21 protein-coding genes and 1 tRNA gene are annotated in these 23,522 nt (G+C 63.3%); 4 read left to right on the top strand and 18 right to left on the bottom strand.

The genetic code is table 11. From position 1 onward, the window contains the following. Positions 1 to 4: 4 nt before the first annotated feature. From alr to rsfS, 7 genes are all read right to left on the bottom strand, one after another. Positions 5 to 1,153 (bottom strand): alanine racemase, encoded by a 1,149-nt coding sequence (alr, locus tag EJ072_RS18245; RefSeq protein ID WP_126080699.1) that lies wholly within the window; start codon positions 1,151 to 1,153, stop codon positions 5 to 7. 371 nt (positions 1,154 to 1,524) lie between these two features. After that, on the bottom strand, positions 1,525 to 2,040 hold the full coding sequence (locus EJ072_RS18235; protein ID WP_126080698.1) for an RNA pyrophosphohydrolase: 516 nt from the start codon (positions 2,038 to 2,040) through the stop codon (positions 1,525 to 1,527). A gap of 51 nt (positions 2,041 to 2,091) precedes the next feature. Continuing rightward, positions 2,092 to 3,282: a divergent polysaccharide deacetylase family protein gene (locus EJ072_RS18230; RefSeq protein ID WP_126080697.1), complete on the bottom strand. Its 1,191-nt coding sequence runs from the start codon at positions 3,280 to 3,282 to the stop codon at positions 2,092 to 2,094. Between the two features lie 178 nt (positions 3,283 to 3,460). Then, positions 3,461 to 4,792: a S41 family peptidase gene (locus EJ072_RS18225; RefSeq protein WP_042645671.1), complete on the bottom strand. Its 1,332-nt coding sequence runs from the start codon at positions 4,790 to 4,792 to the stop codon at positions 3,461 to 3,463. A 1-nt stretch (position 4,793) separates the two neighbouring features. Next, positions 4,794 to 6,128, bottom strand: coding sequence for a murein hydrolase activator EnvC (locus EJ072_RS18220; RefSeq protein ID WP_126080696.1), 1,335 nt, complete (start codon positions 6,126 to 6,128; stop codon positions 4,794 to 4,796). Between the two features lie 144 nt (positions 6,129 to 6,272). Further along, complete coding sequence (rlmH, locus tag EJ072_RS18215) at positions 6,273 to 6,755, bottom strand: 23S rRNA (pseudouridine(1915)-N(3))-methyltransferase RlmH (RefSeq protein ID WP_126080695.1); 483 nt, start codon at positions 6,753 to 6,755, stop codon at positions 6,273 to 6,275. Between the two features lie 62 nt (positions 6,756 to 6,817). Next, the gene (gene rsfS, locus EJ072_RS18210) at positions 6,818 to 7,195 is read right to left on the bottom strand and encodes a ribosome silencing factor (RefSeq protein ID WP_126080694.1); all 378 of its coding nucleotides are present in this window, start codon (positions 7,193 to 7,195) and stop codon (positions 6,818 to 6,820) included. 242 nt (positions 7,196 to 7,437) lie between these two features. On the opposite strand from rsfS, the gene EJ072_RS18205 reads away from it, so the two are divergent. Next, the gene (locus tag EJ072_RS18205) at positions 7,438 to 8,289 is read left to right on the top strand and encodes a mechanosensitive ion channel domain-containing protein (RefSeq protein ID WP_126080693.1); all 852 of its coding nucleotides are present in this window, start codon (positions 7,438 to 7,440) and stop codon (positions 8,287 to 8,289) included. A gap of 5 nt (positions 8,290 to 8,294) precedes the next feature. Here the strand turns inward: EJ072_RS18205 and EJ072_RS18200 are convergent, their stop codons facing one another. The 5 genes from EJ072_RS18200 to obgE form a co-directional block, all read right to left on the bottom strand. After that, positions 8,295 to 9,581 carry an MFS transporter gene (locus EJ072_RS18200; RefSeq protein ID WP_126080692.1) on the bottom strand — a complete coding sequence of 429 codons (1,287 nt, stop codon included), beginning with the start codon at positions 9,579 to 9,581 and terminating at the stop codon, positions 8,295 to 8,297. 93 nt (positions 9,582 to 9,674) lie between these two features. Beyond that, the gene (locus tag EJ072_RS18195; RefSeq protein WP_126083670.1) at positions 9,675 to 10,262 is read right to left on the bottom strand and encodes a nicotinate-nucleotide adenylyltransferase; all 588 of its coding nucleotides are present in this window, start codon (positions 10,260 to 10,262) and stop codon (positions 9,675 to 9,677) included. Positions 10,263 to 10,345: 83 nt separating this feature from the next. Continuing rightward, on the bottom strand, positions 10,346 to 11,632 hold the full coding sequence (locus tag EJ072_RS18190) for a glutamate-5-semialdehyde dehydrogenase (RefSeq protein ID WP_126080691.1): 1,287 nt from the start codon (positions 11,630 to 11,632) through the stop codon (positions 10,346 to 10,348). A gap of 30 nt (positions 11,633 to 11,662) precedes the next feature. Beyond that, a complete protein-coding gene (gene proB / locus EJ072_RS18185) occupies positions 11,663 to 12,802 on the bottom strand; it encodes a glutamate 5-kinase (RefSeq protein WP_126080690.1) in 1,140 nt (379 codons plus the stop codon). After that, positions 12,799 to 13,833: a GTPase ObgE gene (gene obgE / locus EJ072_RS18180; RefSeq protein ID WP_126080689.1), complete on the bottom strand. Its 1,035-nt coding sequence runs from the start codon at positions 13,831 to 13,833 to the stop codon at positions 12,799 to 12,801. The genes proB and obgE overlap by 4 nt, the downstream gene beginning before the upstream one ends. Positions 13,834 to 13,996: 163 nt before the next feature. Between obgE and EJ072_RS18175 the strand changes: the two genes are divergently transcribed. Next, entirely contained in the window at positions 13,997 to 14,860 is an 864-nt protein-coding gene (locus tag EJ072_RS18175; RefSeq protein ID WP_126080688.1) for an endonuclease/exonuclease/phosphatase family protein, read from the top strand. 183 nt (positions 14,861 to 15,043) lie between these two features. Here the strand turns inward: EJ072_RS18175 and EJ072_RS18170 are convergent, their stop codons facing one another. From EJ072_RS18170 to EJ072_RS18160, 3 genes are all read right to left on the bottom strand, one after another. After that, a complete protein-coding gene (locus EJ072_RS18170; protein ID WP_126080687.1) occupies positions 15,044 to 15,631 on the bottom strand; it encodes a GNAT family protein in 588 nt (195 codons plus the stop codon). Between the two features lie 126 nt (positions 15,632 to 15,757). After that, positions 15,758 to 16,027: a 50S ribosomal protein L27 gene (gene rpmA / locus EJ072_RS18165; protein ID WP_040991608.1), complete on the bottom strand. Its 270-nt coding sequence runs from the start codon at positions 16,025 to 16,027 to the stop codon at positions 15,758 to 15,760. Positions 16,028 to 16,126: 99 nt separating this feature from the next. Continuing rightward, a complete protein-coding gene (locus tag EJ072_RS18160) occupies positions 16,127 to 16,822 on the bottom strand; it encodes a 50S ribosomal protein L21 (RefSeq protein ID WP_126080686.1) in 696 nt (231 codons plus the stop codon). Positions 16,823 to 17,149: 327 nt separating this feature from the next. On the opposite strand from EJ072_RS18160, the gene EJ072_RS18155 reads away from it, so the two are divergent. Both EJ072_RS18155 and EJ072_RS18150 read left to right on the top strand, forming a co-directional pair. Beyond that, positions 17,150 to 17,239 (top strand) — tRNA-Ser (locus EJ072_RS18155). Positions 17,240 to 17,353: 114 nt separating this feature from the next. After that, the gene (locus EJ072_RS18150; RefSeq protein WP_126057794.1) at positions 17,354 to 18,676 is read left to right on the top strand and encodes an integrase; all 1,323 of its coding nucleotides are present in this window, start codon (positions 17,354 to 17,356) and stop codon (positions 18,674 to 18,676) included. A gap of 1,454 nt (positions 18,677 to 20,130) precedes the next feature. Here the strand turns inward: EJ072_RS18150 and EJ072_RS36920 are convergent. From EJ072_RS36920 to ubiM, 3 genes are all read right to left on the bottom strand, one after another. Then, the gene (locus EJ072_RS36920) at positions 20,131 to 20,796 is read right to left on the bottom strand and encodes an EAL domain-containing protein (RefSeq protein ID WP_245454739.1); all 666 of its coding nucleotides are present in this window, start codon (positions 20,794 to 20,796) and stop codon (positions 20,131 to 20,133) included. Then, a complete protein-coding gene (locus EJ072_RS36915; RefSeq protein WP_245455339.1) occupies positions 20,790 to 21,953 on the bottom strand; it encodes a GGDEF domain-containing protein in 1,164 nt (387 codons plus the stop codon). Before EJ072_RS36915 ends, EJ072_RS36920 begins: the two co-directional genes overlap by 7 nt. A gap of 254 nt (positions 21,954 to 22,207) precedes the next feature. Beyond that, positions 22,208 to 23,389 carry a 5-demethoxyubiquinol-8 5-hydroxylase UbiM gene (ubiM, locus tag EJ072_RS18140; RefSeq protein WP_185928959.1) on the bottom strand — a complete coding sequence of 394 codons (1,182 nt, stop codon included), beginning with the start codon at positions 23,387 to 23,389 and terminating at the stop codon, positions 22,208 to 22,210. Between the last annotated feature and the right edge of the window lie 133 nt (positions 23,390 to 23,522).

The raw sequence follows: 23,522 nt of genomic DNA, 5'->3' as shown, positions 1-23,522 counted from the left end.
GTGGTCAGGCGCCGACGTAGCGGCGGTGAAAGCGCGTGCCCAGGCTGGTCAGTATCTCGTAGCCGATGGTGCCGGCGTGGCCGGCCGCGTCGTCGACGCTTTGCGAGGGGCCGATGAGCTCGACGAGGTCGCCCTCGCCGAGCCTGCCTGCCGGAAGCGCCGAAATGTCGAGGATGATCGAATCCATCGACACGCGCCCGACGAAGGGCAAACGCACGCCCTCGAACCAGGCGGCCGAGGCGGCGCGCCGGTGCCAGCCGTCGCCATAGCCCAGCGAAATGGTCGCCAGCCTGAGCGGCCCGTCCGCCTGGTGGGTGTGGCCATAGCCGATGCCTGTGCCGGCGCCGATCTCACGCGTTTGCGCCACCTTGGCTTCCAGCCTTATCACCGGCAGCATCGGATTGGCTTCGTGGGGTGTCGGGTTGACGCCGTAGAGCGCGGCTCCGGGACGGGCGAGATCGTAATGATAGGCAGGTCCGAGAAAGATGCCCGACGAGTTGGCCAGGGAGGCGGGCGCCGCGGGCAGCATCTTGCGCAATCGGTCGAATTCGTGCCGCTGCTTCTCGTTGGCCGCCTGTTGGGGCTCGTCGGCGCGGGCGAGATGGCTCATCACGAAACGGATGTCGATGCCGTCGAAGGCGCCGGCCTCGCCCGCGACCGCCTCGACGTCCGTCGGCGCCATGCCGAGCCGGGCCATGCCGCTATCGACCTGGATGGCGGCAGGCAGGCTCCGGCCCGCGCTCCGCGCGGCCTGGCGCCAGGCCTTCAGCTGGATGGCGCTGTTGACGACCGGGCAAAGTCCGGCCGCTTGCGCTTCCGGTTCCGAACCCGGAGGCAGTCCGTTCAGCACGAAGATGTCAGGTCCGGGCCCGATCGCGTTGCGCAGCGCGATGCCCTCGTCGGGCAGCGCGACGAAGAAGATGTCGCAGCCCTCTTTCGCCAGCGCCTCGGCCACTTGGGCGGCGCCAAGTCCATAGCCGTCTGCCTTGAGCACGCCGGCGCAGCGAACGCCGCCCAGCCGCGCCTTCAACCGGCGATAGTTTTCCCGGATGGCGCCGAGGTCGATCGTCAGGATCGCGCCGGCGGCCGCCTCGCTGACCGTCGAACCATTGGCAGCGACTGTTTGCAGCGAAGTCACTTCGGCATCACTCATCAAGGCAATCGTCGCAGGCGGTTTGCAATTGTTGCGGCGACGCACGACTTTGGACGCTGGCGCTGCCCCTCACCTGCCTGCCGGCATCCTCTCCCCGTATAGTGACGGGAGAGGGGCGCTGTCGCTGCCGATTTCGCCAATCACCAACATCGCAAGAAGCGCGCCGAGGCTGCGGCCAGCCCCTTCTCCCCGTCACTATACGGGGAGAAGTGCCCGGCAGGGCGATGAGGGGCAGCGCCGACGCTTCGCTAAAGTGCGCTTGCCGCGCGTCGTTCATGTTTGCCTCTTTGCATGCAGCACATCAGCATCAACAAAGCATGATCTCGACTACGGTGCCAACCTCTTCGCTTGCCGAACTTAGCCTGCCACGTCTAGCGAACAAGATGCTGGAATGCCTCCACAACCTGCTCATAGACCTTGCGCTTGAACGGTACGATCAGCTCGGGCAGCTCGCGCATCGGCCGCCAGGCCCATTCGTCGAATTCGGCCGTGTGGCCGCCGGGCGGCGGATTGATTGCGATCTCGCTCTCATCGCCCTCGAAGCGGTAGGCGAACCATTTCTGCGTCTGGCCACGATAGCGGCCCTTGAAGGCGACGCCGACCAGATGCGGCGGCAGGTCGTAATTGATCCAGTGCGGCGCCTCGGCAAGCAGCGACACGCTGCGCATGCCGGTTTCCTCATAGAGTTCGCGGCCCGCGGCCTCGATCGGCTCCTCGCCCTTGTCGATGCCACCTTGCGGCATCTGCCAGAGCTGCGTGGTGCCGGCAAACTCGCTGTCCGGCTCGGCGATGCGGTGCCCGACCCAGACCAGGCCGGCCTTGTTGAGGATCATCAGCCCGACGCAGGGACGATAAGGCAGCGTTTCGGGATCGATCGTCTTGGCCATGGGTCAGCGTTCCAGCGGTCTCGAGGATTGAGTGCGGCGAGGCGGGTAGCGTTAGCCCTTTTGCGGATCTATGGCCACCGCCGAGATCGGCACGATCTCGATGCCGCGCTTCTTCGCCTCAGTGATCCAGGACGTAACCGTGTCGACGGTGATGTCGAAGGCCGAACCGATGCCGACTGCGCTGCCCTTGGCCCGCGCCGTGGCTTCGAGACTGTCGAGCTTCTTCAGGATTTCGCCGCGGTCCTGCACGGCATCGATCGCCATGTCGCCGGCGACGAACGGCACGCCGTCCTTCAGCGCCAGGTCAGGGGCGACGCTGCGCGAGGATGAGCCGTCGTCGATATAGGCCAGCCCCCGCTTGCCGAGCTCGGCCATGAAAGGCTCCATCGCCGAGGCGTCGGCCGAGAAGCGCGCCCCCATATAGTTCATGACCCCGGTATAGTTCGTGGTCCTGGACAGCGCCCAATGCAGGCTCTTCAGGTTTTCGTCCGCGCTGGCCGACACCGTCAGCGTGTTGCGGCCGGGATTGACGTTGGGATAATCGAACGGCTCTAGCGGCACCTGCATGACGATCTCATGCCCGCTCTGCCTCGCCGCCTGCATCCAGCGGCCGATGCTGTTGCCTTGCGGCGCGAAGGCCAGCGTCACCTCGGCCGGCAGCTTGGCGATCGCGGCCTGCGTGCCGGTCTGCGAGACGGCGAGCCCGCCGATGACGATCGCCACCCGTGCGCCACGCGCGCCCGACCACGGCCGCGCATAGACGTCGAAGGGCCGCCTGCCATCGGCGGAGCGCATCGGCAGCGGACCGGTCTCGCTGGCCTCGATCAAAGCCCGGTCCGGGATGTGGGCGACCTTGAGGTTCTGGCCGAGCGTCGAGGGATCGCGGATGACGATCGCCGCTTTCGGCGGGCTGTCGCCCTCCTCGGTCTGGACGTGGATGATCTGCGGCCCGCCGCTCTTCATCGGGGTGCTGGCCTGCGGCGTCGCGGCCGCAACCGGAGCCGGTGCGGCAGGCGGCGCGGGTGTGGTGGGGGCCGCGACAACCTTCGGCGTGGAAACCGCCACGTCTTGCGGTTTACGGAACGGCTTGTCGCGCAATGCGATCGCGCCGGAAACGCCGATCACGGCAAGCACGGCCAGCACAGCGGCAAGCGTGCCGCCGCTGATGCCGCGAGAAGCACGCCGCTTGGGCTGGAGCTTCTGTCCAAGCGGGCGTTCGATATCCTTGCCGATTTCTGCCAAGTTAAGTTCCCAACACGCGGTCACGTTAAACGTGAAATCCTGCGCAATTCGGCGCGATACCCCAGACGCGTGGCGCCCCAACCGCGGTCCCCGAATCAAACCGCCGGAACCTCGCGGTCCCGGCAGCATTGCATTGCTTCGCTGAGCCGGCCAGAGCCTTGCCCCGGCCGTGGCGGCCTTATTGGTTCAGCACGGCCTTGTCCGGGTTCGGCGGGAAGGCCGGGTCGGTCTTCTCGCCGCGCAGCAGCTGCTCGGCATAGATCAGCTGCAGATCATCCTTCGGATCCGGCGGCACATAGGCGGCCGAGCCAGAACCGGTCGAGCTCTCGTCGGCGCCCTTGATGTGGCCCTTGAGGTCGGATTCGCCACGGGTCAGGTCGCGGCCCTGCAGATCCGGCGGCAGCGGCTGGTCGACCTTGATGTCGGGCGTGATGCCCTTGCCCTGGATCGACTTGCCCGACGGTGTGTAATAGAGCGCGGTCGTCAGCCTGAGCGCGCCATTCTCGCCGAGCGGGATGATGGTCTGCACCGAGCCTTTGCCGAAGGACTGCGTGCCGACCACCGTGACGCGGCGCAGATCCTGCAGCGCGCCGGCGACGATTTCCGAGGCGCTCGCCGAACCGCCATTGACCAGCACGATCATCGGCTTGCCGTTGATGTCGTCGACCTGCTTCGGCTTGGCGTCGAAGCGGGTGACGTCCTTCGGATCGCGGCCGCGCGTCGAAACGATCTCACCGCGCTTAAGGAAGGCGTCCGAGACGCTCACCGCCTGGTCGAGCAGGCCGCCCGGATTGAGGCGCAGATCGAGCACATAGCCCTTCAGCTTGTCGTTCGGCACCTGCTTCTTGATGTTCTCGATGGCGTTCTCGAGATCGTCATAGGTCTTTTCGGTGAAGGAGGTGATCTTCATGTAGCCGATGTCGTTCTCGACCCGGTACTTCACCGCCTTGACCTTGATGATGTCGCGCACCACCGTCAGCTCGATCGGCTTGTCGGCGCCCTGGCGCAGAATGGTGAGCTTGATCGGCGTGTTGACCGGCCCGCGCATCTTCTCGACCGCGTCATTGAGGGTCAGGCCGCGAACCTCTTCGCCGTCGATCTTGGCGATATAGTCGCCGGCAAGCACGCCCGCCTTGGCGGCCGGCGTGTCGTCGATCGGCGTGATCACCTTGACCAGGTCGTTCTCCATGGTGACCTCGATGCCGAGGCCGCCGAACTCGCCCTTGGTCTGCACGCGCATGTCCTGCGCCTGCTCGGCATTCATGTAGGAGGAGTGCGGGTCAAGCGAGGCCAGCATGCCGTTGATGGCGTTCTCGACCAGCGACTTGTCGTCCGGCGGCGTCACATAGTTCGCGCGCACGCGCTCGAAGATGTCGCCGAAGATCGCCAGCTGCTTGTAGGTTTCCGAACCCGCAGCATTCGCCGCCGAACCCGGTGTGCCGTAGACCAGGCTCATTGCCGATGCGCCCATCAGCGCGCCGGCAAACAGAAGCGACAGTTTCCGCATCATTTCACGTCCTTCCAGAGAATCGATCCGCCCACCATGGGGCCGGATCGACGGGTTTTCCATCCTTGCGGAACTCGACATAGAGTTCCGACGCCGAATTTTCATTCCGCGAGGCCGAGGTGCTTGCCACCCGGGCCTCTCCCATCGCGCCGATCGGCTCTCCTGCGAGCACCGACTGTCCGGTCGCGACGCTGATTCTGCTCATCCCCGCCAGGACGACATGATACCCATCGCCCGCATTGAGGATCAAGAGTTGACCGTAGCTGCGAAACGGCCCCGCATAAAGCACGTTTCCATCCGCCGGTGCGGTGACGATGGCCCCCGATTGTGTCGCAACCATGTCGCCCTGCATCGCCGCGCCATTGCCATCGTCGGTGCCGAAACGCCGCTTGATCTTGCCGATGACCGGCAGCGCGATCTGGCCTTGCAAGGCTGAAAACGGCGCCGACCCCGTGAGGCGGTTGGCCTCCGGCACCGGCAACGCGGCGAGCTCGGTCGTCGAGGCCATCGTGTCGCTGTCGGTCGATTTCCGCTCGCCCGCCTTGGCCTGGTCCTGCGCCTTGCGCGCCTTGTCGGCTTCGAGCGAAGCGATCAGGTCCTTGAGGCTGCTCGCCTTCGCCGCCAGCTCCTGCGAGTGCCGTTGCTCGGCCGCCATCGCGGTCTGGGTATCGGCCTGCAGCTTCTTCTTGGCCTCGAGCAGCATGGTGAGCCGCTTCTTCTCCGCCGTCTGGTCCGTGACGGCGGCGGTGAGCCGCGCCCGTTCCGCCTCGATCGAGGCCGTCACCCGCGTCTGCTCCTTGAGATCGGCCATCAGCCGGTCGGTCTGCTGGCGCAGTTCCGGCACCACGGCGCCGAGCAGGATGGCGCTGCGCACCGACGACAGCGCGTCTTCCGGCTTGACCAGGATCGCCGGCGGCGGATTGAGCCCCATGCGCTGCAGCGCGCCGAGCACTTCGGCCAGCACGTCGCGCCGGGCCATGAGTGAAGCGCGCAGCTTCTGTTCCTCGTCCTTCAGCCCTTCGAGCTTGGCGCCGATGTCCTCGATGTCCTGGCCAAGCTTCTGCTCCGTCATAGCCGACTGAATCAGCGCCGCGGTGATCGAGGCATAATCCTTGCGCACCGAGGCGATGTCGGCGGCGAGCTTGGCCAGCCGCTCCGATGACAGCGTGATCTCCTTGGAGACCTGCTCGTATTCGGTCCGGCTCTGATCGGGATCCGGCGCCGCGTCCAGCGTGTTCTCGGTCGCCCGGACCGGCCCGAGCGCGACCACGGCGGCGACAAGGGTCAAGCCGCAGCGGCTGCGCCAGGCGCGTATGATCGGGTACCAGCCTTCAGACATCAGGCCCCTAACCTATCCGCCGCTTCGTTAACGAACCATCAACCATGTTGGAAGCGCCCTACTCCAGCAGTGATGTTCAGCCTTTGAGGCGAAAATCCGAGCCGGGATAAGCAATCCCCAGCTTTTGGAGATGGCAAGCGCCATTCACGACCGATGATAGGGATGACCCGCCAGGATCGTCCCGATCCGGTAGAGCTGCTCGCCCAGCATCACGCGCACCAACTGATGCGGCCAGGTCAGCGCGCCGAACGACAGCACCAGGTCCGCCTGCTCGCGTAAGGATTTGTCATGGCCATCGGCGCCGCCAATGGCGACGACCAGCGACTTGCGGCCGCCGTCGCGCAACTGGCCGATGCGGGCGGCAAGGTCCTCCGACGAAAGCGACTTGCCGCGCTCATCAAGCAGGATGAGGACAGTTCCGGCCTGCAACAGGCCCTGCAGCTTCTGGGCTTCCTCGCGGCGGCGCTCGTCGGCGCTCTGTCCGCGGCTTTCGGGGACCTCGACAATGCCGGCAAATTCCAGCCCGACCGCGGGCCCGCTCTTGGCGAAGCGCTCGAAATAGCGGTCGGCGAGTTCTCTCTCGGGGCCGGTCTTCATCCGGCCCACGGCATGAACGGTGATCTTCATCCTCGCCCCGGCGAGCTTGTCTCAGCGCATACCGTGATGGTTCACGGCACGCGGATCAAGGCTCAGTGCAAGGTCTCTTCCTCGAGGTCCGGCGCCTGCCACATCTTTTCGAGATTGTAGAATTCGCGGACTTCGGGGCGGAAGACATGGACGATGATGTCGCCCGAATCGATCAGGACCCAGTCGGCGCTGGCCAGCCCCTCGACGCGCGCATTGCCGAGACCGGCATCTTTCAGCGCCTTGAGGAGATGATCGGCGACAGCCGAGACATGACGGTGCGATCGGCCCGAGGCGATGACCATATAGTCGCCGAGGCTCGATTTTCCCTGGATGTCGATTGAGACGATGTTTTCGGCCTTGGAGTCTTCCAGACTGGCAAGGACTGTGTCGATGGCGAGGCTCGCGGCGGCGTTGCCGCTGATCCCGGCCGGCGAAGGCATGATATCAGCCTTCTTCCGCAGTGCTGTTCTCAGTGTGTTTCCTTTCCCAACAAGAACAACCAAATCACCATGCAAATCAGGTGACACCACTTAGATAGGCAGAGTTCCATTGCAGTTTCAAGACGACGGCCGCTTTTGCTCGGCCGCGCCTGGTCCGGACCGCTGTTTTAGCAGTGCCTGAAAAGCGGGAACTGATCCCGGATGCGTGGGTTATCGGCGCACCGACCAACGGGATCCCCGCCATGCCCACCGACCCGCAAAGCGCCCTCATCACCATCCAGGCCGGGCTCGCGCAGCTCAGCACCTTGATCGTTTCCTACTCCTTCTCGGCCATCGGCGCCGTGATCCTGCTGGTTGTCGGCTATCTGGTCGCCGGGCTTGCCGAACGCTCGATCTATGCCGGCCTCGGCCACATCCACGGCTTCGACGAGACCTTGCGGCATTTCTTCTCCCAGGTCGTGCGCTACGCTATCCTGATCCTTGTCGTCATCATGGTGCTTGGCCAGTTCGGCGTGCAGACGGCCTCCATCATCGCCGCGATCGGCGCCGCCGGCCTGGCCATCGGACTGGCATTGCAGGGCACGCTGCAGAACATCGCCGCCGGCATCATGCTTCTGGCGCTCAGGCCCTTCCGCATCGGCGAGAATGTCGAGGTCGGCGCGATTGCGGGCACTGTCGAGGAGATCGGCCTCTTCGCCACCAAGCTGCGCACCGCCGAGGGCGTCTACATACTGGCGCCCAATTCGACCTTGTGGAACCAGCCGGTGCGCAACTTCAACCGCAACGGCGTGCGCCGCACAGACGTGACCTTGAGCATCGGTTCGTGGAACGATATCGACCGCGGGCAGAAGACGCTGCTTGCCATCGCCGGCGCCGAAAGGCGCATCCGGCGCGAACCCCCTCCGATCGCCTTCATCGCCAGTGTCGGCGACGCGACGGTTTCGCTCACCTTGCGCTACTGGACATCGGCCGCCGACTATTTTTCGACCCAAATCGACATGACCAAGCGCGCCAAGCAGGCCTTCGACAGCGAAGGCATCTCGATCCCGCTGCCGCCGCCGGAAGTGCCGGCGCCGGAAGCGCGCAAGCAGTAGCCGGCTCAATCCTGGCGGGGCTTATCGTCCGGCGCGAAGGCGAGTTCCACCGGCAGTGGCGTCTGCGCCGACATCGGCGCGAAACTGCCGCTTGTGGCCGCGGGTGTCGGCCGGCCCGCCGCCACGCGCCACAGCACGAACAGGCAGAAGGCCGACGCAATCACGATCCCGACATAGATGAAGGTCGCGGTGCCGAAGACGGCGGAAAGCGCCGTCACGATGCCGGGCACGATGAAGCCGGCCAGCGACCAGGCAAACAGCATCGAGCTCGACAGCGCCAGAAGCTCGTCCTTGGCGGCCCGGTCGGCGGCATGCGCGCTGGACAGCGCGTAGATCGATTCCGACGCCCCGTCCCAGATCAGATAGATCACCACCAGCGCCACCAGCGCGCCGCCGTCGAAGACGATGGCCAAGGTGCTGGCGACGACCGCCAGCGCCGCCGCCCCGGCCAGCACGTAGCGCCGGTCGGTGCGGTCCGAAATCCAGCCGAGCGGAATCTGCAGGATCAGCGTGCCGACCGGCATGGCCGACAACAGCAGCGCCACATCGGCCTGGCTGTAGCCCTTGGCGGTGGCGTGGATCGGCGCGAAGCCGGAAACGATCATCGACAGGCCGCCAACCGCCAGCATGCCGGCGACGCCGACCGGCGAGATGCGCCAGGCGCGGCGCAGCGCGACCGACGCCGCCTGCGGCGCCGGCGGCTGCGCAAGCCTGGTCATGCCGACCGGCAGGATGGAGAGCGCGGTGAAGGTGATGCCGATCAGCGACGCGGCGGCCGAGTGGATGTCGACCAAGGCGAGCGTCGCGTAACCCACGCCCAGCCCGGCAATATAAGCGACATAGAACACTGCCATCACCCGGCCGCGGATCGAATTCGGCAAGGCATCGTTCAGCCAGCTCTGCGCGACGATGAACAGCCCGCAGATGGCGAAGCCGTAAAGCGCCCGCGCGGCGATCCACAAAAGCGGGATCGGCCCGGCCCCGATCGCGGCATTGGAAAGCGCGATCAGCGCCGAGAGCACCATGAAGGCGCGAGCGTGCCCGACGCGCCGCACCAGCGGTCCGGTCAAGATGCAGCCGGCCAACCCGCCGGCAGAAAGCCCGGTGACGATCAGCCCGGCCCAGGTCGGGTCGAATCCATCGGCGCCGAGCCGCACCGGGATATAGGCAAACATCAGCCCATTGCCGATCGCGATCAGCGCCATCGACACGATGACGCTGGCAATGGCGATCAGCGGCGCCGGTTGTTCGGCGCGACCCGGATCGATTGCGGCTTGATTCTGCTTCAGCATGCCTGCGCAGCATCGTTGATCGGAGCAGGAAAAGCCGCCGCAAAAGCGACATGGCCGAACTTCCCTTCCCCCCTTGTGGGGGAAGGACGGCGCTCAGCCGTTCGCGGCCTTGCGGATCGCCGTGGACGACAGCGACGAGCGCGGCCCGTGGATGAAGGTCCAGGCCGGTGCCTGCATGCGGGCGAGCAGCGGCGCGTCGCCCTCGTCGATGCGGGCGTAGTCGAAGGTCTTGGCGACGACCGACGACAGGAAGGAGAGCGTCGCGCCCGGGCGATCGATGACCGCGATCGGGAAGGTCAGCACGATCTCGCGCCAGCGCTGCCAGCGATGGAAGTCGCGCAAGGAGTCCGCGCCCATGATCCAGACGAAATCGACGCCCGGATTGCGCGCCTTGACCAGGGCCAGCGTGTCGGCGGTATAGCGCACATGCTGCGCTGCCTCGAAGGCGGTGACCTTGATCCTGGGATTCCTGGCGATTTTTTCGGAGAGCTCGATGCGCTCGGCGAGCGGCGCGAGTTCCCGCGCGCTTTTCAGCGGATTGCCCGGCGTCACCATCCACCACAGCTGGTCGAGTGCCAGCCTTCTCAGCGCGATCTCGGCGACCAGCGCATGGCCGGCATGCGGCGGATTGAACGATCCGCCGAAGAGACCGACCGTCAGGTCCCTGGCGGCGTGCGGCATGCGAAAGTAACGGGCCGGGACAGTCTGCTCGGCTTGCGAAAGCATTCGCCTTGGCCTCCCTCAGGCCTGCCGGGCGAAAAAGGTCAAGGCCTCACCTGTCCCGATCCGCGCACGCGGTATTTGAACGAGGTGAGCTGCTCGACGCCGACCGGCCCGCGCGCATGCATCTTGCCGGTGGCGATACCGATCTCGGCGCCCATGCCGAACTCGCCGCCATCGGCGAACTGTGTCGAGGCATTGTGCAGGAGGATGGCCGAGTCGATCTCGTTGAAGAATTTTTCCACCGCCTGCGCGTCCTCGGCGATGATCGCCTCTGTGTGGTGCGACGAGAAGGTCTCGATATGCTCGATCGCCTCGCCGACGCCGTCGACCAGCTTCACCGCGATGATGGCGTCGAGATATTCCGTCACCCAGTCGGCGTCAGTTGCTGGGCTGGCTTCGGAAAAAGCCCGCAGCACCTCTTGGTCGGCATGGATCTCGCAGCCGGCGGCCCGCAGCGCTTCGAGGATGGGCACCAGATGCGTGGAGGCCACAGCGCGGTCGACCAGAAGCGTCTCGGCCGCGCCGCAGACGCCGGTGCGCCGCATCTTGGCGTTGACGGCGATCTTCACTGCCATGTCGAGATCGGCCGAGCGGTCGATATAGAGGTGGCAGATGCCTTCGAGATGCGCGAAGACCGGCACCCGCGCCTCGGTCTGCACGCGCCCGACCAGGCTCTTGCCGCCGCGCGGGATGATGACGTCGAGGTTTCCCGAAAGCCCCTTCAGCATCTCGCCGACGGCGGCGCGGTCGGTGGTCGGCACCAGCTGGATAGCATCCTCGGGCAAGCCGGCGGCCTTCAGCCCTTCGACCATGCAGGCATGGATAGCCGAGGATGAATTGAGCGAATCCGAACCGCCGCGCAGGATCACCGGATTGCCGGCCTTGAGGCAGAGCGCGCCGGCATCCGCCGTCACATTCGGCCGGCTCTCATAGATGACGCCGATGACGCCGAGCGGCGTGCGCACGCGCTCGATATGCAGCCCGTTCGGCCGGTCCCATTCGGCGATGACGTCACCAACCGGATTCTTGAGCGCGGCGATCTCGCGAATGCCGTCTGCCATTGCTTTGATGCGCGCAGGCGTCAGTTTCAGCCGGTCCATGAAGGAACCGGACAGCCCGGCCTCCTCGCCAATCGACACGTCGATGGCATTGGCCTCGAGGATCGCCTGCTCGTTGCGCAGGATCGCGTCCGCCATGGCGATAAGCGCATCGTTCTTGGCTGCGGTGGAAGCGACGGCCAACGGTCGGGCGGCAGCGCGGGCGCGACGGCCGATATCGGCCATCAGCGCAATCGTGTCTTCGCCGGATCTTTCATGCAGCTTCAGCATGGTCATCCTCCGCCCGTCGTCGTTCAATACTTAGTCGTCGGCCAATACGTGGTCGCCGGCGACGCTTACCACAAGGTCGTCGCGATGGATCATCGCCGAACGCGCCTCATAGCCGAGCACGTTTTCGATCTCGGCCGTCTTCAGACCTGCGATCCTTACGGCATCCGCGGCGTCATACGCAACCAGCCCGCGCGCGATCTCGCGACCCTCGGGCGACAGGATCGCCACCGTGTCGCCGCGCGAGAAATTGCCGCTGACCAGTTTCACGCCGGCCGGCAGCAGCGACTTGCCCGACTTCAGCGCGCCGATGGCGCCGGCGTCGACGGTGAGCCGACCGGCCGGCTCGAGCTGCCCGGCGATCCAGGTCTTGTAGCCCTTCACCGGATTGGCGCTCGGCTTGAAGAAGGTCGCGCGCTCGCCGCGCTCGATCGCCATCAGCGGCGACAGCCTGGTGCCCGAGGTGATGATCATGGCCGTGCCGGCGGCGTTGGCGATCTTGCCGGCGTCGAGTTTTGTCCGCATGCCGCCGCGCGACAGCTCGGACGCGGCGGCGCCCGCCATCGCCTCGATGTCGGGCGTGATGCGATCGACCACCGGAATGAATTTGGCCTCGGGGTCCTTGGCCGGCGGCGCCGTATAGAGCCCATCGATGTCGGAGAGCAGCACCAGAAGATCGGCGCCCATCATCGTCGCCACCCGCGCCGCCAGCCGGTCATTGTCGCCGTAGCGGATTTCCGAGGTGGCTACCGTGTCGTTCTCGTTGATGACGGGCACCGCCTTCATCTTGAGCAGCGTCGAGATCGTCGCGCGCGCGTTTAGATAGCGGCGGCGCTCCTCGGTGTCGCCAAGCGTCAGGAGGATCTGGCCGGATTTCAGCCCATCCTTGCCGAGCGCGTCCGACCAGGCGCCGGCAAGCGCGATTTGGCCGACGGCGGCGGCGGCCTGGCTCTCCTCGAGCTTCAGCGCGCGTTTGCCGAGACCGAGAATGGTGCGCCCGAGCGCGATGGCGCCGGACGAAACGACCAGCACTTCGGCGCCGGCATTGGCAAGCACCGCGATGTCGTCGGCAAGCGAGGTCAGCCAGTCGCGCTTCAAGCCCGTCGCGCGGTCGACGAGCAGCGCCGAGCCGATCTTCACCGTGACGCGCCGGTATGATTTCAGCGATTTCATGGGTTTTGCCAGCGCGTCTCGACGGGAGCCGGCACGGCATCGCGAGATTCGGCAACCACCGCCATCAGCGCCCGCAGCACGGCCTCGACGCCTTCGCCGGTGACGGCCGACAGAAGCAGCGGCGCGCGGCCGGCGGCGCGCTTCAGCGAGGCCGCGTTCTTCTTGCGGGCCTCCGCGTCGAGAATATCGACCTGGGAAAGCGCGACGATCTCGACCTTATCGGTCAGCCCATGACCATAGGCCTCGAGCTCGGCGCGCACCGTCCTGTAGGCCTTGCCGGGATTTTCCTCCTGCGCCGACACCAGGTGGAGCAGCACGCGCGTGCGCTCGACATGGCCGAGGAATCGGTCGCCGATGCCGACGCCTTCATGCGCGCCCTCGATCAGGCCTGGAATGTCGGCCAGCACGAATTCGCGGCCGTCGATGCGGGCAACGCCAAGGCCGGGATAGAGCGTGGTGAACGGATAGTCGGCGATCTTCGGCTTGGCCGCGGTGACGGCGGCCAGGAAAGTCGACTTGCCGGCATTGGGCAGCCCGACCAGGCCGGCATCGGCGATCAGCTTGAGTCTGAGCCAGATGCTGAGCTCCTCGCCAGGCAGGCCGGGATTGGCGCGGCGCGGCGCCTGGTTGGTCGAGGTCTTGAAATGCTGGTTGCCGAAGCCGCCATTGCCGCCCTTGGCCAGCAGGAAGCGCTGGCCGACCACGGTCAGGTCGCAGATCAGCGTCTCATTGTCCTCTGCGAAGATCTGGGTGCCGGCCGGCACTTTCAGCGTGATGTCGGCGCCTTTGGCGCCGGTCATGTTGCGGCCCATGCCGTGCATGCCGGTCTTGGCCTTGAAATGCTGCTGGTAGCGATAGTCGATCAGCGTGTTCAGCCCGTCGACCGCTTCCGCCCAGACATCGCCGCCTCGCCCGCCGTCGCCGCCATCCGGGCCGCCGAACTCGATGAATTTCTCGCGCCGAAACGACACCGATCCGGCGCCGCCGTCGCCGGAACGAATGTAAACCTTGGCCTGATCGAGGAATTTCATCGGATTTTCAAGTTTCTGCTGATGTCCATGAGCGATTGCTCTAAGGCATGCCTTAAACCAAGGCGGAGCTAAGGGCGAGGCCCGTTTTGCGACTAAAGCGCCTGATGCCCTTGGGCCAAGGACGCGATAGCACTGTTTGCGCGCGAGACTGGGAGGCGCGGGAATGAAGATCGTTTCCTACAACATCCAATACGGCATCGGCCTTGACGGCAGATACGATGTCGGGCGCATCGCCGACGCGGTGCGCGGCGCCGATGTCATCGCGCTGCAGGAGGTGACCCGCAACAACCCGCGCAACGGCGACCGCGACATGGTGGCCGAGATCAGCGAGGCGCTGCCCGATTATTTTGCCGCCTATGGCAGCAATTTCGAGGTCAATGTCGGCTCGCGCGTGGACGCCGGCCGCGCCGTCACCCGGACCTTCCAACTCGGCAACATGGTGCTGTCGAAGACGCCCATTCATCTGTCGCGCAATCTCCTTCTGCCGCGCAGCCGCAGCCTCGAGACCATGAACTTCCAGCGTGGCGCATTGGAAGCGCTGATCGAGACGCCGCTTGGCTTCATCCGCTTCTATTCCACCCATCTCGACCATCGCAGCCCGGTCGAGCGCCAGGGTCAGATCCGTTTCCTGCGCCAGCGCCTCCTGAACTATGCGCTGGAAGGCGGCGGCCTGTCGGGCATTCCCGAGATCGGCCTGCCGGACCTGCCCTATCCGGAAGCCTTCATCGTCATGGGCGACTTCAACATGCTGCCGGGCTCGCCCGAATATGTCGAGCTCGCCGGCCGGCCGGATCATGAGTTCGGCATGCCGCTGACCGCCGATCTCGCCGTCGACGTCGCCCAGCGTCTGGCGGTCGCCGACCTCGTCACCTGGGTCGATCCTGAGCGACCCGCCGACAAGAGCCGCCACAAATGCATCGACTACATCTTCACCAGCGCCTCGCTCGCCAGATCGCTGCAGCGCCTGTGGTCCGACCGGGACGCCGTCGGTTCCGACCACCTCCCGCTCTGGGCCGAACTGGGCTGAGTCGCGGGACTCCCCCTCATCCGGCCGCTACGCGGCCACCTTCTCCCCGAGGGGAGAAGAGGTTGGCGCCGGCGCTTACCTGCTCCTCTCCCCTTGGAGACCGGTCGGATTGACCCGAATTGCCCTGGCAATTCGGTTGGCAATCCGGGTAAGGGCGCGCCGCTCAACCTTCCGAAGCACCGATCAATAGTGGATCCAGTTGCGGAGACTGTTCCATGTCTTCCTGTCGAGCCGATAGCGCTCGACCGGCACCTGGCCGGCGACGATCGAATTCAGCATGCCCTGGCCGGCATACTGGAAGCCGCATTTGTGGATCACCCGCCGCGAGGCCGGATTGATCACCCGGGTCGAGGCATGCAGCACCTGGATCGAGGTCCGCTGGAAGGCGAGGTCGACCAGCGCATGCGCGGCTTCGGTGGCGTAGCCGCGCTTCCAATAGGGCTCGCCGATCCAGTAGCCGAGCTCCAGGCCGCGGTCGGTCGTGTTCAGGCCGGCGCAGCCGACGAAAATGTCGCTCTCCCTGAGCGTCAGCGCATAGACGATGCCGGCGCGCCGCGACGCCGCCATGGCAAGGAAGGTGCGGCCCTCGGCCTCGCCATAGGGGTGCGGCATGCGGGCCAGCATTTCGGCGACATGTCGGTTGTCGGCTAGCGTGACGAGTTGCTCGAGATCGCTCTCGCGCGGGGCGCGCATGACCAGCCGCTCTGTGGCCAGCGCCGGGCAATCGATCGCGTAACTTTCGTCTTCGGTGTCTTCCGCTTCGGCAACCATTTTAGTCCTCCAGGGCAAGAAAAAATGAAAAAGGAGAGAGGGCGAGCCCATCTCTCCTGATCCTTTTCCTGGCCTGGCCAGACACCGGTTCCCGAGATGGGCGCCGGTGTTATGGTGCGGAACCGGCTACTCCGCTGCTTTGGTAATCGGGTTCACCGATACGTAGGTTCGGCCGTTGGCTTTCTTGTTGAAGGTGACTGCGCCGGCTTCGAGCGCAAAAAGGGTGTGGTCCGTTCCCATGCCAACATTGGTGCCCGGATGCCATTGCGTGCCGCGCTGACGAATGATGATGTTGCCGGCGACGACGGCTTCGCCGCCGAACTTCTTCACGCCCAGACGCTTGGAGTGCGAATCGCGACCATTGCGCGACGAACCGCCAGCTTTCTTGTGTGCCATTTGACTAACTCCGATGCGCCCTGAGGCGCTTGAATGGTCTTATGAACGCGTTCGCGTTCCGTTTCAAGTCCGTACCGGCGACGATCGTCGCCGGAAAAATTACTTCTTCGCCAGTTCCTTGGCCTGCTCGCGCCAGTCCTTGATCTGGTCGGCGCTGAACGGCATGTGCTCGTCGATCTTGGTGACATCCTTGTCGGTGAGCTTGGCGAGCTGCGCGAAGGTGATGATGCCCTGCTCGGCGAGGTCCTTCGCCGCCACCGGGCCGATGCCCTTGATCACCGTCAGGTCGTCCGGCTCGCCTTTCGGCGCCTTGAACAGCGGCGCGGCCTTGCCCTCTTCACCGGCAGCGGCCTCCGCCTTGGTTTCCTTCTTGGCCTTCGGCTCCTTCGCAGCCACCTCGGCCTTCGCCTCGGCGGCGACTTCAGCCTTCGCCTCTGCCTTGGCTTCCGGCTTCGCGGCAGCCTTCTTCGACGGCTTGGCGCCACCCAGCAGGATCTCGGCGATCCGGACGGTGGTCAAAAGCTGGCGATGGCCGATCTTGCGGCGCGAATTCTGGCGGCGGCGCTTCTTGAAAGCGATGACGGTGCGGTTCTTGCCCTGCTCGACGACTTCCGCCGTGACCATGGCGCCATCGACGAACGGCGCGCCGAAGGTGACATTCTCGCCCTCGCCATGCGCGAGCACATTGCCGATCTCGACGATATCGCCGACCTTGGCTTCGAGTTTCTCGATCTTCAGGAGATCGTTGGCGGCGACGCGATACTGCTTGCCGCCCGTTTTGATGACTGCGAACATTTTTTGCCTTTCGCTGTTCGGTCGGCCTCGATGAACCGCCTCGGGCGGTTCGGCCGTCTTTTTGTCAGTCTGCGGGTTCAAAAAACAAGCGGCGCGGAAGAGCCTCCACGCCGAATGCGGGCTGTCCCTAACCGAAGGTTGCGTTGGAGTCAAGGCAAACAGGCCTGCCCGGACGACACGCCGAGCCATGCCGGCGGCAAAGGAGGCGGGTGTGCCGTCGCCGCTGCTTTTCGTGGAAGCTGGAATTCGCTCGAATAGGGCCTTGTAACTCCAGCAGTCAGCCGTTATCTAGTGCGCCGCGCCGGCAACGGCCGACCATGACCTCGCGGAGAGGTGGCAGAGTGGTCGAATGCACCGCACTCGAAATGCGGCATACTCGCAAGGGTATCGGGGGTTCGAATCCCTCCCTCTCCGCCATTTAGCTTCCATAATAATCGTTTCCTTTCAAAAGCTTCCTTGTTGCGCTTGACCAGCGCGAAGCGAAACTTATCTTAGACTGTGTAACAAACTGTGTAACATTAGAGAAAGATAATGCGACGTTCCGCAGCGCCAAAGCCGCATAAACGTGAAGGCATCTGGTATCTCGTCCGCAGGGTGCCGAAGGAATTCGCGGCGTTTGATCGCCGCTGCCTAGTACGCATTTCCACGGGCGTCGCCGTGGCTGACGATCCCCGCGGTGTACGGGCGCGAGATGCAGTGCAAAGCCTCGGCGCGGGGCTGGAGGCGTATTGGCGTAGACTGCGGGAAGGCCAATCCGCCGAGGCGGGGCTGCGTTTCGAAGCCGCGAGGAAGCGCGCGCGGTCATTTGGATTGGCCTATCGCTCTAACGAGGAACTAGCAGCGGGGCCGCTCGACGAACTCATGGCCCGTATCAAGCTGCTCCTCGACAAAAAATCGATCGAGGACGCGCAGGACGTCTCGGCCGTCATGGGTGGGGAGAAGCGGCCAGCGGTCCGCCTGAGCGGTCTTATCAAGGAATTCGAGACGATCGAGCAACAGAACTTGCTGACCATGTCGCCTAACCAAATCAAGAAATGGCGTAACCCCAAAAAGCGCGCAGTTGCCAATCTGGTTGGAGTCATTGGCGACAAGGAGATCGCAAGCCTCACTCGGGACGACGCAATCGCGTTCCGCGAGTGGTGGCAAAAGCGGATCGTTGAGGATGGACTTGATATCGGTACGGCCAACAAGGACATCGGCCATGTTTCGAAAATGCTGCGCGTCGTCGATCTGACTCACCAGCTCAAGCTGGAGCCGGTTTTTCGAAACCTGCGTCTTTCCGGCGCCGTCCCCGGGCAACGCGCTGCGTTCACAGCGGAGTTCATTCAGGAGAAGATACTCGCTGAAGGCGCGCTCGACGGACTCAATGACGAAGCCCGCCATCTAATCTATGTGATTGCCGATACCGGACTCAGGCTTTCTGAAGCGGCAAACCTCACCACCGAAACAATCCACCTCGATCAAGAAATCCCGCATGTGCGGGTGCGCCCCAATGGCCGTCGCTTGAAGACCGGTCATTCAGCCCGTGACATTCCCTTGGTTGGCGGCGCACTTGCAGCCATCAAGCTCCATCCGGACGGCTTTCCTCGTTATCGCGACAAGGCCGCGTCACTTTCAGCGCTCGTCAACAAGGTGCTCGCCAGCAAGGAACTTCTGCCGACTTCCGAGCATAGTCTTTATAGCCTGCGACACACTTTCGAGGACCGGCTGACGGCAGTTGAGGCGCCGGAGAAGGTAATTGCTTCTCTGATGGGCCACAAATGGATCCGGCCCAAATACGGCGCGGGACCTTCGTTAGCGCAAAAGCGCGAGTGGCTTCAAAAAATCGCTTTTACCCCGCCCGGGCGAATGTGATTGCGGCGCCATCCAGGCCTTGAGAACCAACCTCACGGCTCCAGCTGTCCGAGCCATTTAGGTTGAGCGTGGCCAGCACGCGCTGCGCTCGCTCGCGATTTCCGAGCTTCCGCCGCATTTGTTCGACCTCGTATTCCAGCCTTTCGAAGGTCGGTATATAGGCATCTCCATGCCGGATGACCAAGTAGGCGGCAACAGCTAGACAGCATTCTAGCTCCGTGGCCGATGGATCGGAAAAAGGGGCGACGCCATACCAAGACGAGCAACGCCTCTCGAGGGCTTCCGAACTAGGCAAACGGCCAGCATGTGGCATGGGATACAAACCTATGCCTGATCGACGAACCTAAAGTGCTCACGAAGCTTGACCGGTACGCGGGCCATCGGAGGGTTCTGCCTAAAACCGCCAAAAATTTTGAAACACCCATTCATCCGGCTCGAATTCAAAGGGATCGGCGATTTTTGGGTTATGGCTTGCAAGCATAGTTCAGCCCAGACAAGAACGCCTGATATCTTGTCGTTCACTGTCACCCTGCCAAATATGGTGCCGGTGACAACGGCAGTTTGGCGAGCAGAAGAATTCCCGAGACTGAGACGTTCTACGGCTTGGCCCATGTTCGCGCTCCTCCTCGATTGGAGACAGGATGGGCCATATGGAAGCGAATAAAAGGAGGTTGGTGACGAGTCTCGGTAGTGGAGTAGAAACGGGTGGAAAAGCTTGCGCTATTCGCCGTCGGCGCCGCTAAGCGCATTTGAGAGAAGGGGCAACGATCGCCAAGAGATGACGTCCGATCGCAAGCCGGCTAGAAATGCGACAGTGACGCGCCTTTTTTGGCACGACCTTAGCACCCGATCGGGCCTCAGCTGGTCGTCGTTGCGCAGCCGATCGGGTGCGATTTTTATAAAGCTCTCTTGGCTTTAGCTTTGAGAGCCCGTCATCGAGACAAATGCAAGGGAACGGTCCCGCCCCCTGGGGACATTCGACATGCCGTGGCAGCTTCCTATGGTGAGCCAGCGCATTCCGATACACGTTTTCCGCGCTCTACCGTTGCTCCAGCACCTGTGCTGAGGCTGAGCGCTTGATCAGGACCCGACCGCTGCTGTTGCGGGATGGTGACTGGGTTGAGGTCGCGAAAACCTTGACCGCGGGTACGTTGTTCATCCAGATGAGCGCTGAGCCGAGAAGCAGCCAAGAACGCTTCCCGTAATCGAATCCTACGGGAACCGCGAAACCAGCGTCCAAGGGACGCAATTCTCCGACGTCGTTCACTCAAGCTCATCTCGCAACTTGAACGCTTGTATGAAGCCGCTGCATGTGCGCCGGTGGACCGGATTGCTGCTATCCAAACCACGTGCTCAGTTTCGCCCCCGTAATAACTCTACCGTCCGAAACGGCTTTCGCGCGTCAGGTCCACCCCACATGAAAGTTCCGCGAGCAGCACGGACGGAGAGGCCGGTCACAACTCCTTCGCGTGCTCTTTTACTACCGAATCAAGTGCCAAATGGAGAGGCACTGCCTTAGAGAACAGGAAGCCCTGCGCGGTTCTGCAGCCAAGCTTGTACAGAGTTTGCCGATCTGCCTCTGTTTCAACGCCCTCGGCCATGACCTCGATCCCGAGCGTCCTACCAAGGTCAATCACCGCTTTGACAAGCAGCCGATTCTCCCGGGACTTGGCTAAGCCGCGAATGAAGCCCTGATCTATTTTCACTTTCCTGATCCGACTGTCCTTGAGCGATGCCAACGTCGAAAAACCGGTGCCGAAGTCCTCGAGCGCGATAGAAATGCCAGCATGTGAAAGCTGGCCGAGCTTTTCATCCACTCTGTCCGGATCCACTGGGGCTTCTTCGGTAATCTCGATGTCGAACATCGTTGCAGGGAGGTCTTTTGCCGCCAGACCATTAAGAATCATCTCGTCAATATCGCCAGCTTCCAACTCGCGCGGTGAAACATTCATCGCCACACGAACATCACGACGGTCAGCTTTGACCAAGCCCTCGATAAGAGCGCAACAGTCGGCGAATACCGTTTGAGTTAGCAGCTGAAGCATTCCAGTTTCGCGTGCCGCTGTCATGATCTCGGGCGGAGAAATGGGACCGTGAAGCGGGTGAGACCATCTTAGCAAGGCTTCAAAACCGACGACGCTTCAGTTTCGAGTCTTACGATTGGCTGAAACCAAGCGACCAAGCTTCTCATCGTTATCGCCGAATGAAGATCGCGTTCGATTGACTGGCGGCGTTGCAGTTCCCGGGCTAGCTCGGCACCGAACAGACAAAATTCATTCCTGCCGCGGCGCTTAGCTGTGTAAAGGGCGATGTCGGCCCGCAACAACATTTCCGTCAGTCCGGGGTTTTCAGCCAAGTAGATTCCTATAGACGCTCCAATGCGGACGGATGCGATCCCAGGATAGGGGCGAGCAAGCTTGGCTATGAGATTGGACGCGAGATTGGTGGGAGAAGGAGAATTCTTTCGCGAAGAAAAAACCAGCACGAATTCATCCCCACCGATGCGGGCGAGCGTTGAGCCCTCCGGTGCTTCTTCCTCTATTCGGCGGGCGATCCTGGCAAGCAGCTCGTCACCCGTTCTGTGACCGTAGGTACCGTTGACAGATTTGAACCCGTCCAGATCAATCAGCATGGCCACAAAGGGTCCATCGGTGTTCTCAAACTGATCGATTGCATGTTCGAGGCCCCGCCTGTTGAGGAGCGCGGTAAGATGGTCCTCCCTGGAATTGCGCTCCATTTCCGCGGCAAGCCGCTCGGCTTGATGTCTCAGGCGGCTCGCGTCACGGAAGCGCGCTTGTCCAACGAACGAGGATCGAACCAGGCCGCCCTCGAAAAGCAGGACGGCAAAAGCCAGAATGTAGTTTTCCGGGGCTCCCTTCGTCAGCAAACATGCGGCGGCAATGAGGAGTGGCGGTGTGATGAAGCATATCGCTGCCGCAGCATATGAGCTGCCGTACGTGACCGCGCCAGCTGAAATGCCCGCCAGAATTATTAGATGCAGCGATGCTTGAGACGTCGTGTATCCAGCCGTTAGGATGGCAAGGAATGACCAGGTGAATCCCGCCAGAAGAGCAAGCCTGCCAAACCAGCGAAGCCGCAGCCAAACCCGTGTCAGATCATCCTGGACTCCGGGTTCCTTCAGCTGATGACGGGCGAGTGCAAGGCGGGCGGCATTTATCGCATTAACGACCGAAAACCAGGCCGCGCCAGCAAGACCGTTCCCGGAAAGGGCCTGCACGGTCAAAATCAGCCCGGACAGCACAATGCTTATCGGCATTGAGACGAAAAGGCCTGCCCTCAGATCAGCGAGCTGGTCCTGAAGGATTCTCGCCTCCAGCGGATCTTCTTTTCCAAGGCTGGACGGGTCAGCTTGCTTACTCCTGCTTGTCCGCAGCCTATGCAGCCCCCCTGAAGGACGGGTTAATTCTTCAATCGGAGATCAGCGTCGGGGAGCAGGATTACTCCGGTGCATCATGCACTCTCTCCCATCGCTCGCCCAGCACGCGCAAAAATGCGACTGCTGGTGCAGTATCACCGCTGGAGCTCCGCCGATATCCCATGCCGGACAAGGGGAACATGTTGGGCAAAGCGAAGCCCCAGATGCCTTGCAAGCCGTGCCGCCAGGTGGTCTCTGGAGTAGAGTCCAATCAATATGTTCGTTGCATGGTAGAGCGGCGCCGCCGACAGGCGCAGCCGCCTTTCGTATATATGCAGCATGTCGGGGTCGCCAACATTGCGGCCGTCGCGGCACGCAGTCATGATTCCACGGGCGAGTTGCTTCTGGCTGCTGAGACCGATGTTGAATCCGTGAGCGGTCACCGGGTGCATGCCGATGGCAGCGTCGCCGATGAGTGCGGCGCTCGGCGCCCGGAATTTGTGCGCCCAGGTCGTGACCAGCGGATAGGTGTGGCGCTTGCTTGCCAAGGTCATTTTTCCAAGGCGCCCTCGACACCGTTTCGTCAACTCCGACAGGAACAAATCATCATCGAAGGCAAGCAGTCTATAGGCCTCGTTTGAGCGCAATGTGAGCAGCAGCGACGACATGCCCTCCGCGAGGGGCAACATCGCTATCGTCTGATGGTGATCGAACCATTCGATGGCGATCTGGTGGTGGGCGCGCTCGTGCCTCACTCGGCAAATCAGCATCGAGTGGCCAAGCCGGTTGATATCGGCGCCGATGCCTAGCAGATCACGCGTGGCGGACAAACGCGAATCCGCGGCAACAACCAGCCGAGCAGTTAAACGCGCGCCATTAGAGAGCGTTACGACTGCTCCTTCTTGGCTGTTTGTTGCATCGACGACCGAGTGGCCGCACAACAGCCGGGCGCGATCCTGCAAGCGGACGATTTTGAACAGCGCCTCGCGGATCCGGCAATTTGGAACCAAAACCCCCAGCGGTTCTCCAGAGTTGCTGGGAGGATCGAAACGAAGAGCGAATGCGCTCGAGCCGTTGAGCACGCGCGCGCCTTGAAGTGCTGATTTGTCCGAAGCCGGGATGACATCCCAGGCGCCGAGCTCGCGAAGGGTTCTGATCGAAGCGTTGGTCAGCGCGATTTCGCGACCATCGAAAGCCGGATTCGCCAGACTATCGAATGTGTTCTGTTCAACAACTGCCACCTTGAGTTCGCTTTGGGCAAGCGACGCAGCGAACGAAAGGCCGACCGGGCCGGCTCCAACGACAACGATGTCAAAATTATCGTCAGAGCCCATCAGCGTGCCGCCATCCGGTCGCCTATCCTCGTGTAACGGTGGAACTGAGCCGAGTGACATGAGCTCCGTGGCCGCCGCATTGCCTAAAGGCGCTGGGCCGGGAGATTCGCATCGATCGGCAACGAAGCACTCAAAG

The organism is Mesorhizobium sp. M2A.F.Ca.ET.046.03.2.1 (genome assembly GCF_003952425.1).
GTDB lineage: Bacteria > Pseudomonadota > Alphaproteobacteria > Rhizobiales > Rhizobiaceae > Mesorhizobium.
The sequence above is the reverse complement of the archived record's forward strand: the minus strand, read 5'-3'. Positions and strand labels throughout refer to the sequence as shown.

Bases quoted from the DNA above. Each gene is read 5' to 3' on its own strand.
- alr (WP_126080699.1), bottom strand. From the start codon at position 1,153: ATGAGTGATGCCGAAGTGACTTCGCTGCAAACAGTCGCTGCCAATGGT.
- EJ072_RS18175 (WP_126080688.1), top strand. From the start codon at position 13,997: ATGAAGATCGTTTCCTACAACATCCAATACGGCATCGGCCTTGACGGC.
- EJ072_RS18160 (WP_126080686.1), bottom strand. From the start codon at position 16,822: ATGTTCGCAGTCATCAAAACGGGCGGCAAGCAGTATCGCGTCGCCGCC.
- rlmH (WP_126080695.1), bottom strand. From the start codon at position 6,755: ATGAAGATCACCGTTCATGCCGTGGGCCGGATGAAGACCGGCCCCGAG.
- rsfS (WP_126080694.1), bottom strand. From the start codon at position 7,195: ATGCCTTCGCCGGCCGGGATCAGCGGCAACGCCGCCGCGAGCCTCGCC.
- EJ072_RS18200 (WP_126080692.1), bottom strand. From the start codon at position 9,581: ATGCTGAAGCAGAATCAAGCCGCAATCGATCCGGGTCGCGCCGAACAA.
- EJ072_RS36915 (WP_245455339.1), bottom strand. From the start codon at position 21,953: ATGCCGATAAGCATTGTGCTGTCCGGGCTGATTTTGACCGTGCAGGCC.
- proB (WP_126080690.1), bottom strand. From the start codon at position 12,802: ATGAAATCGCTGAAATCATACCGGCGCGTCACGGTGAAGATCGGCTCG.
- obgE (WP_126080689.1), bottom strand. From the start codon at position 13,833: ATGAAATTCCTCGATCAGGCCAAGGTTTACATTCGTTCCGGCGACGGC.
- EJ072_RS18220 (WP_126080696.1), bottom strand. From the start codon at position 6,128: ATGTCTGAAGGCTGGTACCCGATCATACGCGCCTGGCGCAGCCGCTGC.
- EJ072_RS18170 (WP_126080687.1), bottom strand. From the start codon at position 15,631: ATGGTTGCCGAAGCGGAAGACACCGAAGACGAAAGTTACGCGATCGAT.
- EJ072_RS18205 (WP_126080693.1), top strand. From the start codon at position 7,438: ATGCCCACCGACCCGCAAAGCGCCCTCATCACCATCCAGGCCGGGCTC.
- EJ072_RS18150 (WP_126057794.1), top strand. From the start codon at position 17,354: ATGCGACGTTCCGCAGCGCCAAAGCCGCATAAACGTGAAGGCATCTGG.
- rpmA (WP_040991608.1), bottom strand. From the start codon at position 16,027: ATGGCACACAAGAAAGCTGGCGGTTCGTCGCGCAATGGTCGCGATTCG.
- EJ072_RS18190 (WP_126080691.1), bottom strand. From the start codon at position 11,632: ATGCTGAAGCTGCATGAAAGATCCGGCGAAGACACGATTGCGCTGATG.
- EJ072_RS18235 (WP_126080698.1), bottom strand. From the start codon at position 2,040: ATGGCCAAGACGATCGATCCCGAAACGCTGCCTTATCGTCCCTGCGTC.
- EJ072_RS18195 (WP_126083670.1), bottom strand. From the start codon at position 10,262: ATGCCGCACGCCGCCAGGGACCTGACGGTCGGTCTCTTCGGCGGATCG.
- EJ072_RS18225 (WP_042645671.1), bottom strand. From the start codon at position 4,792: ATGATGCGGAAACTGTCGCTTCTGTTTGCCGGCGCGCTGATGGGCGCA.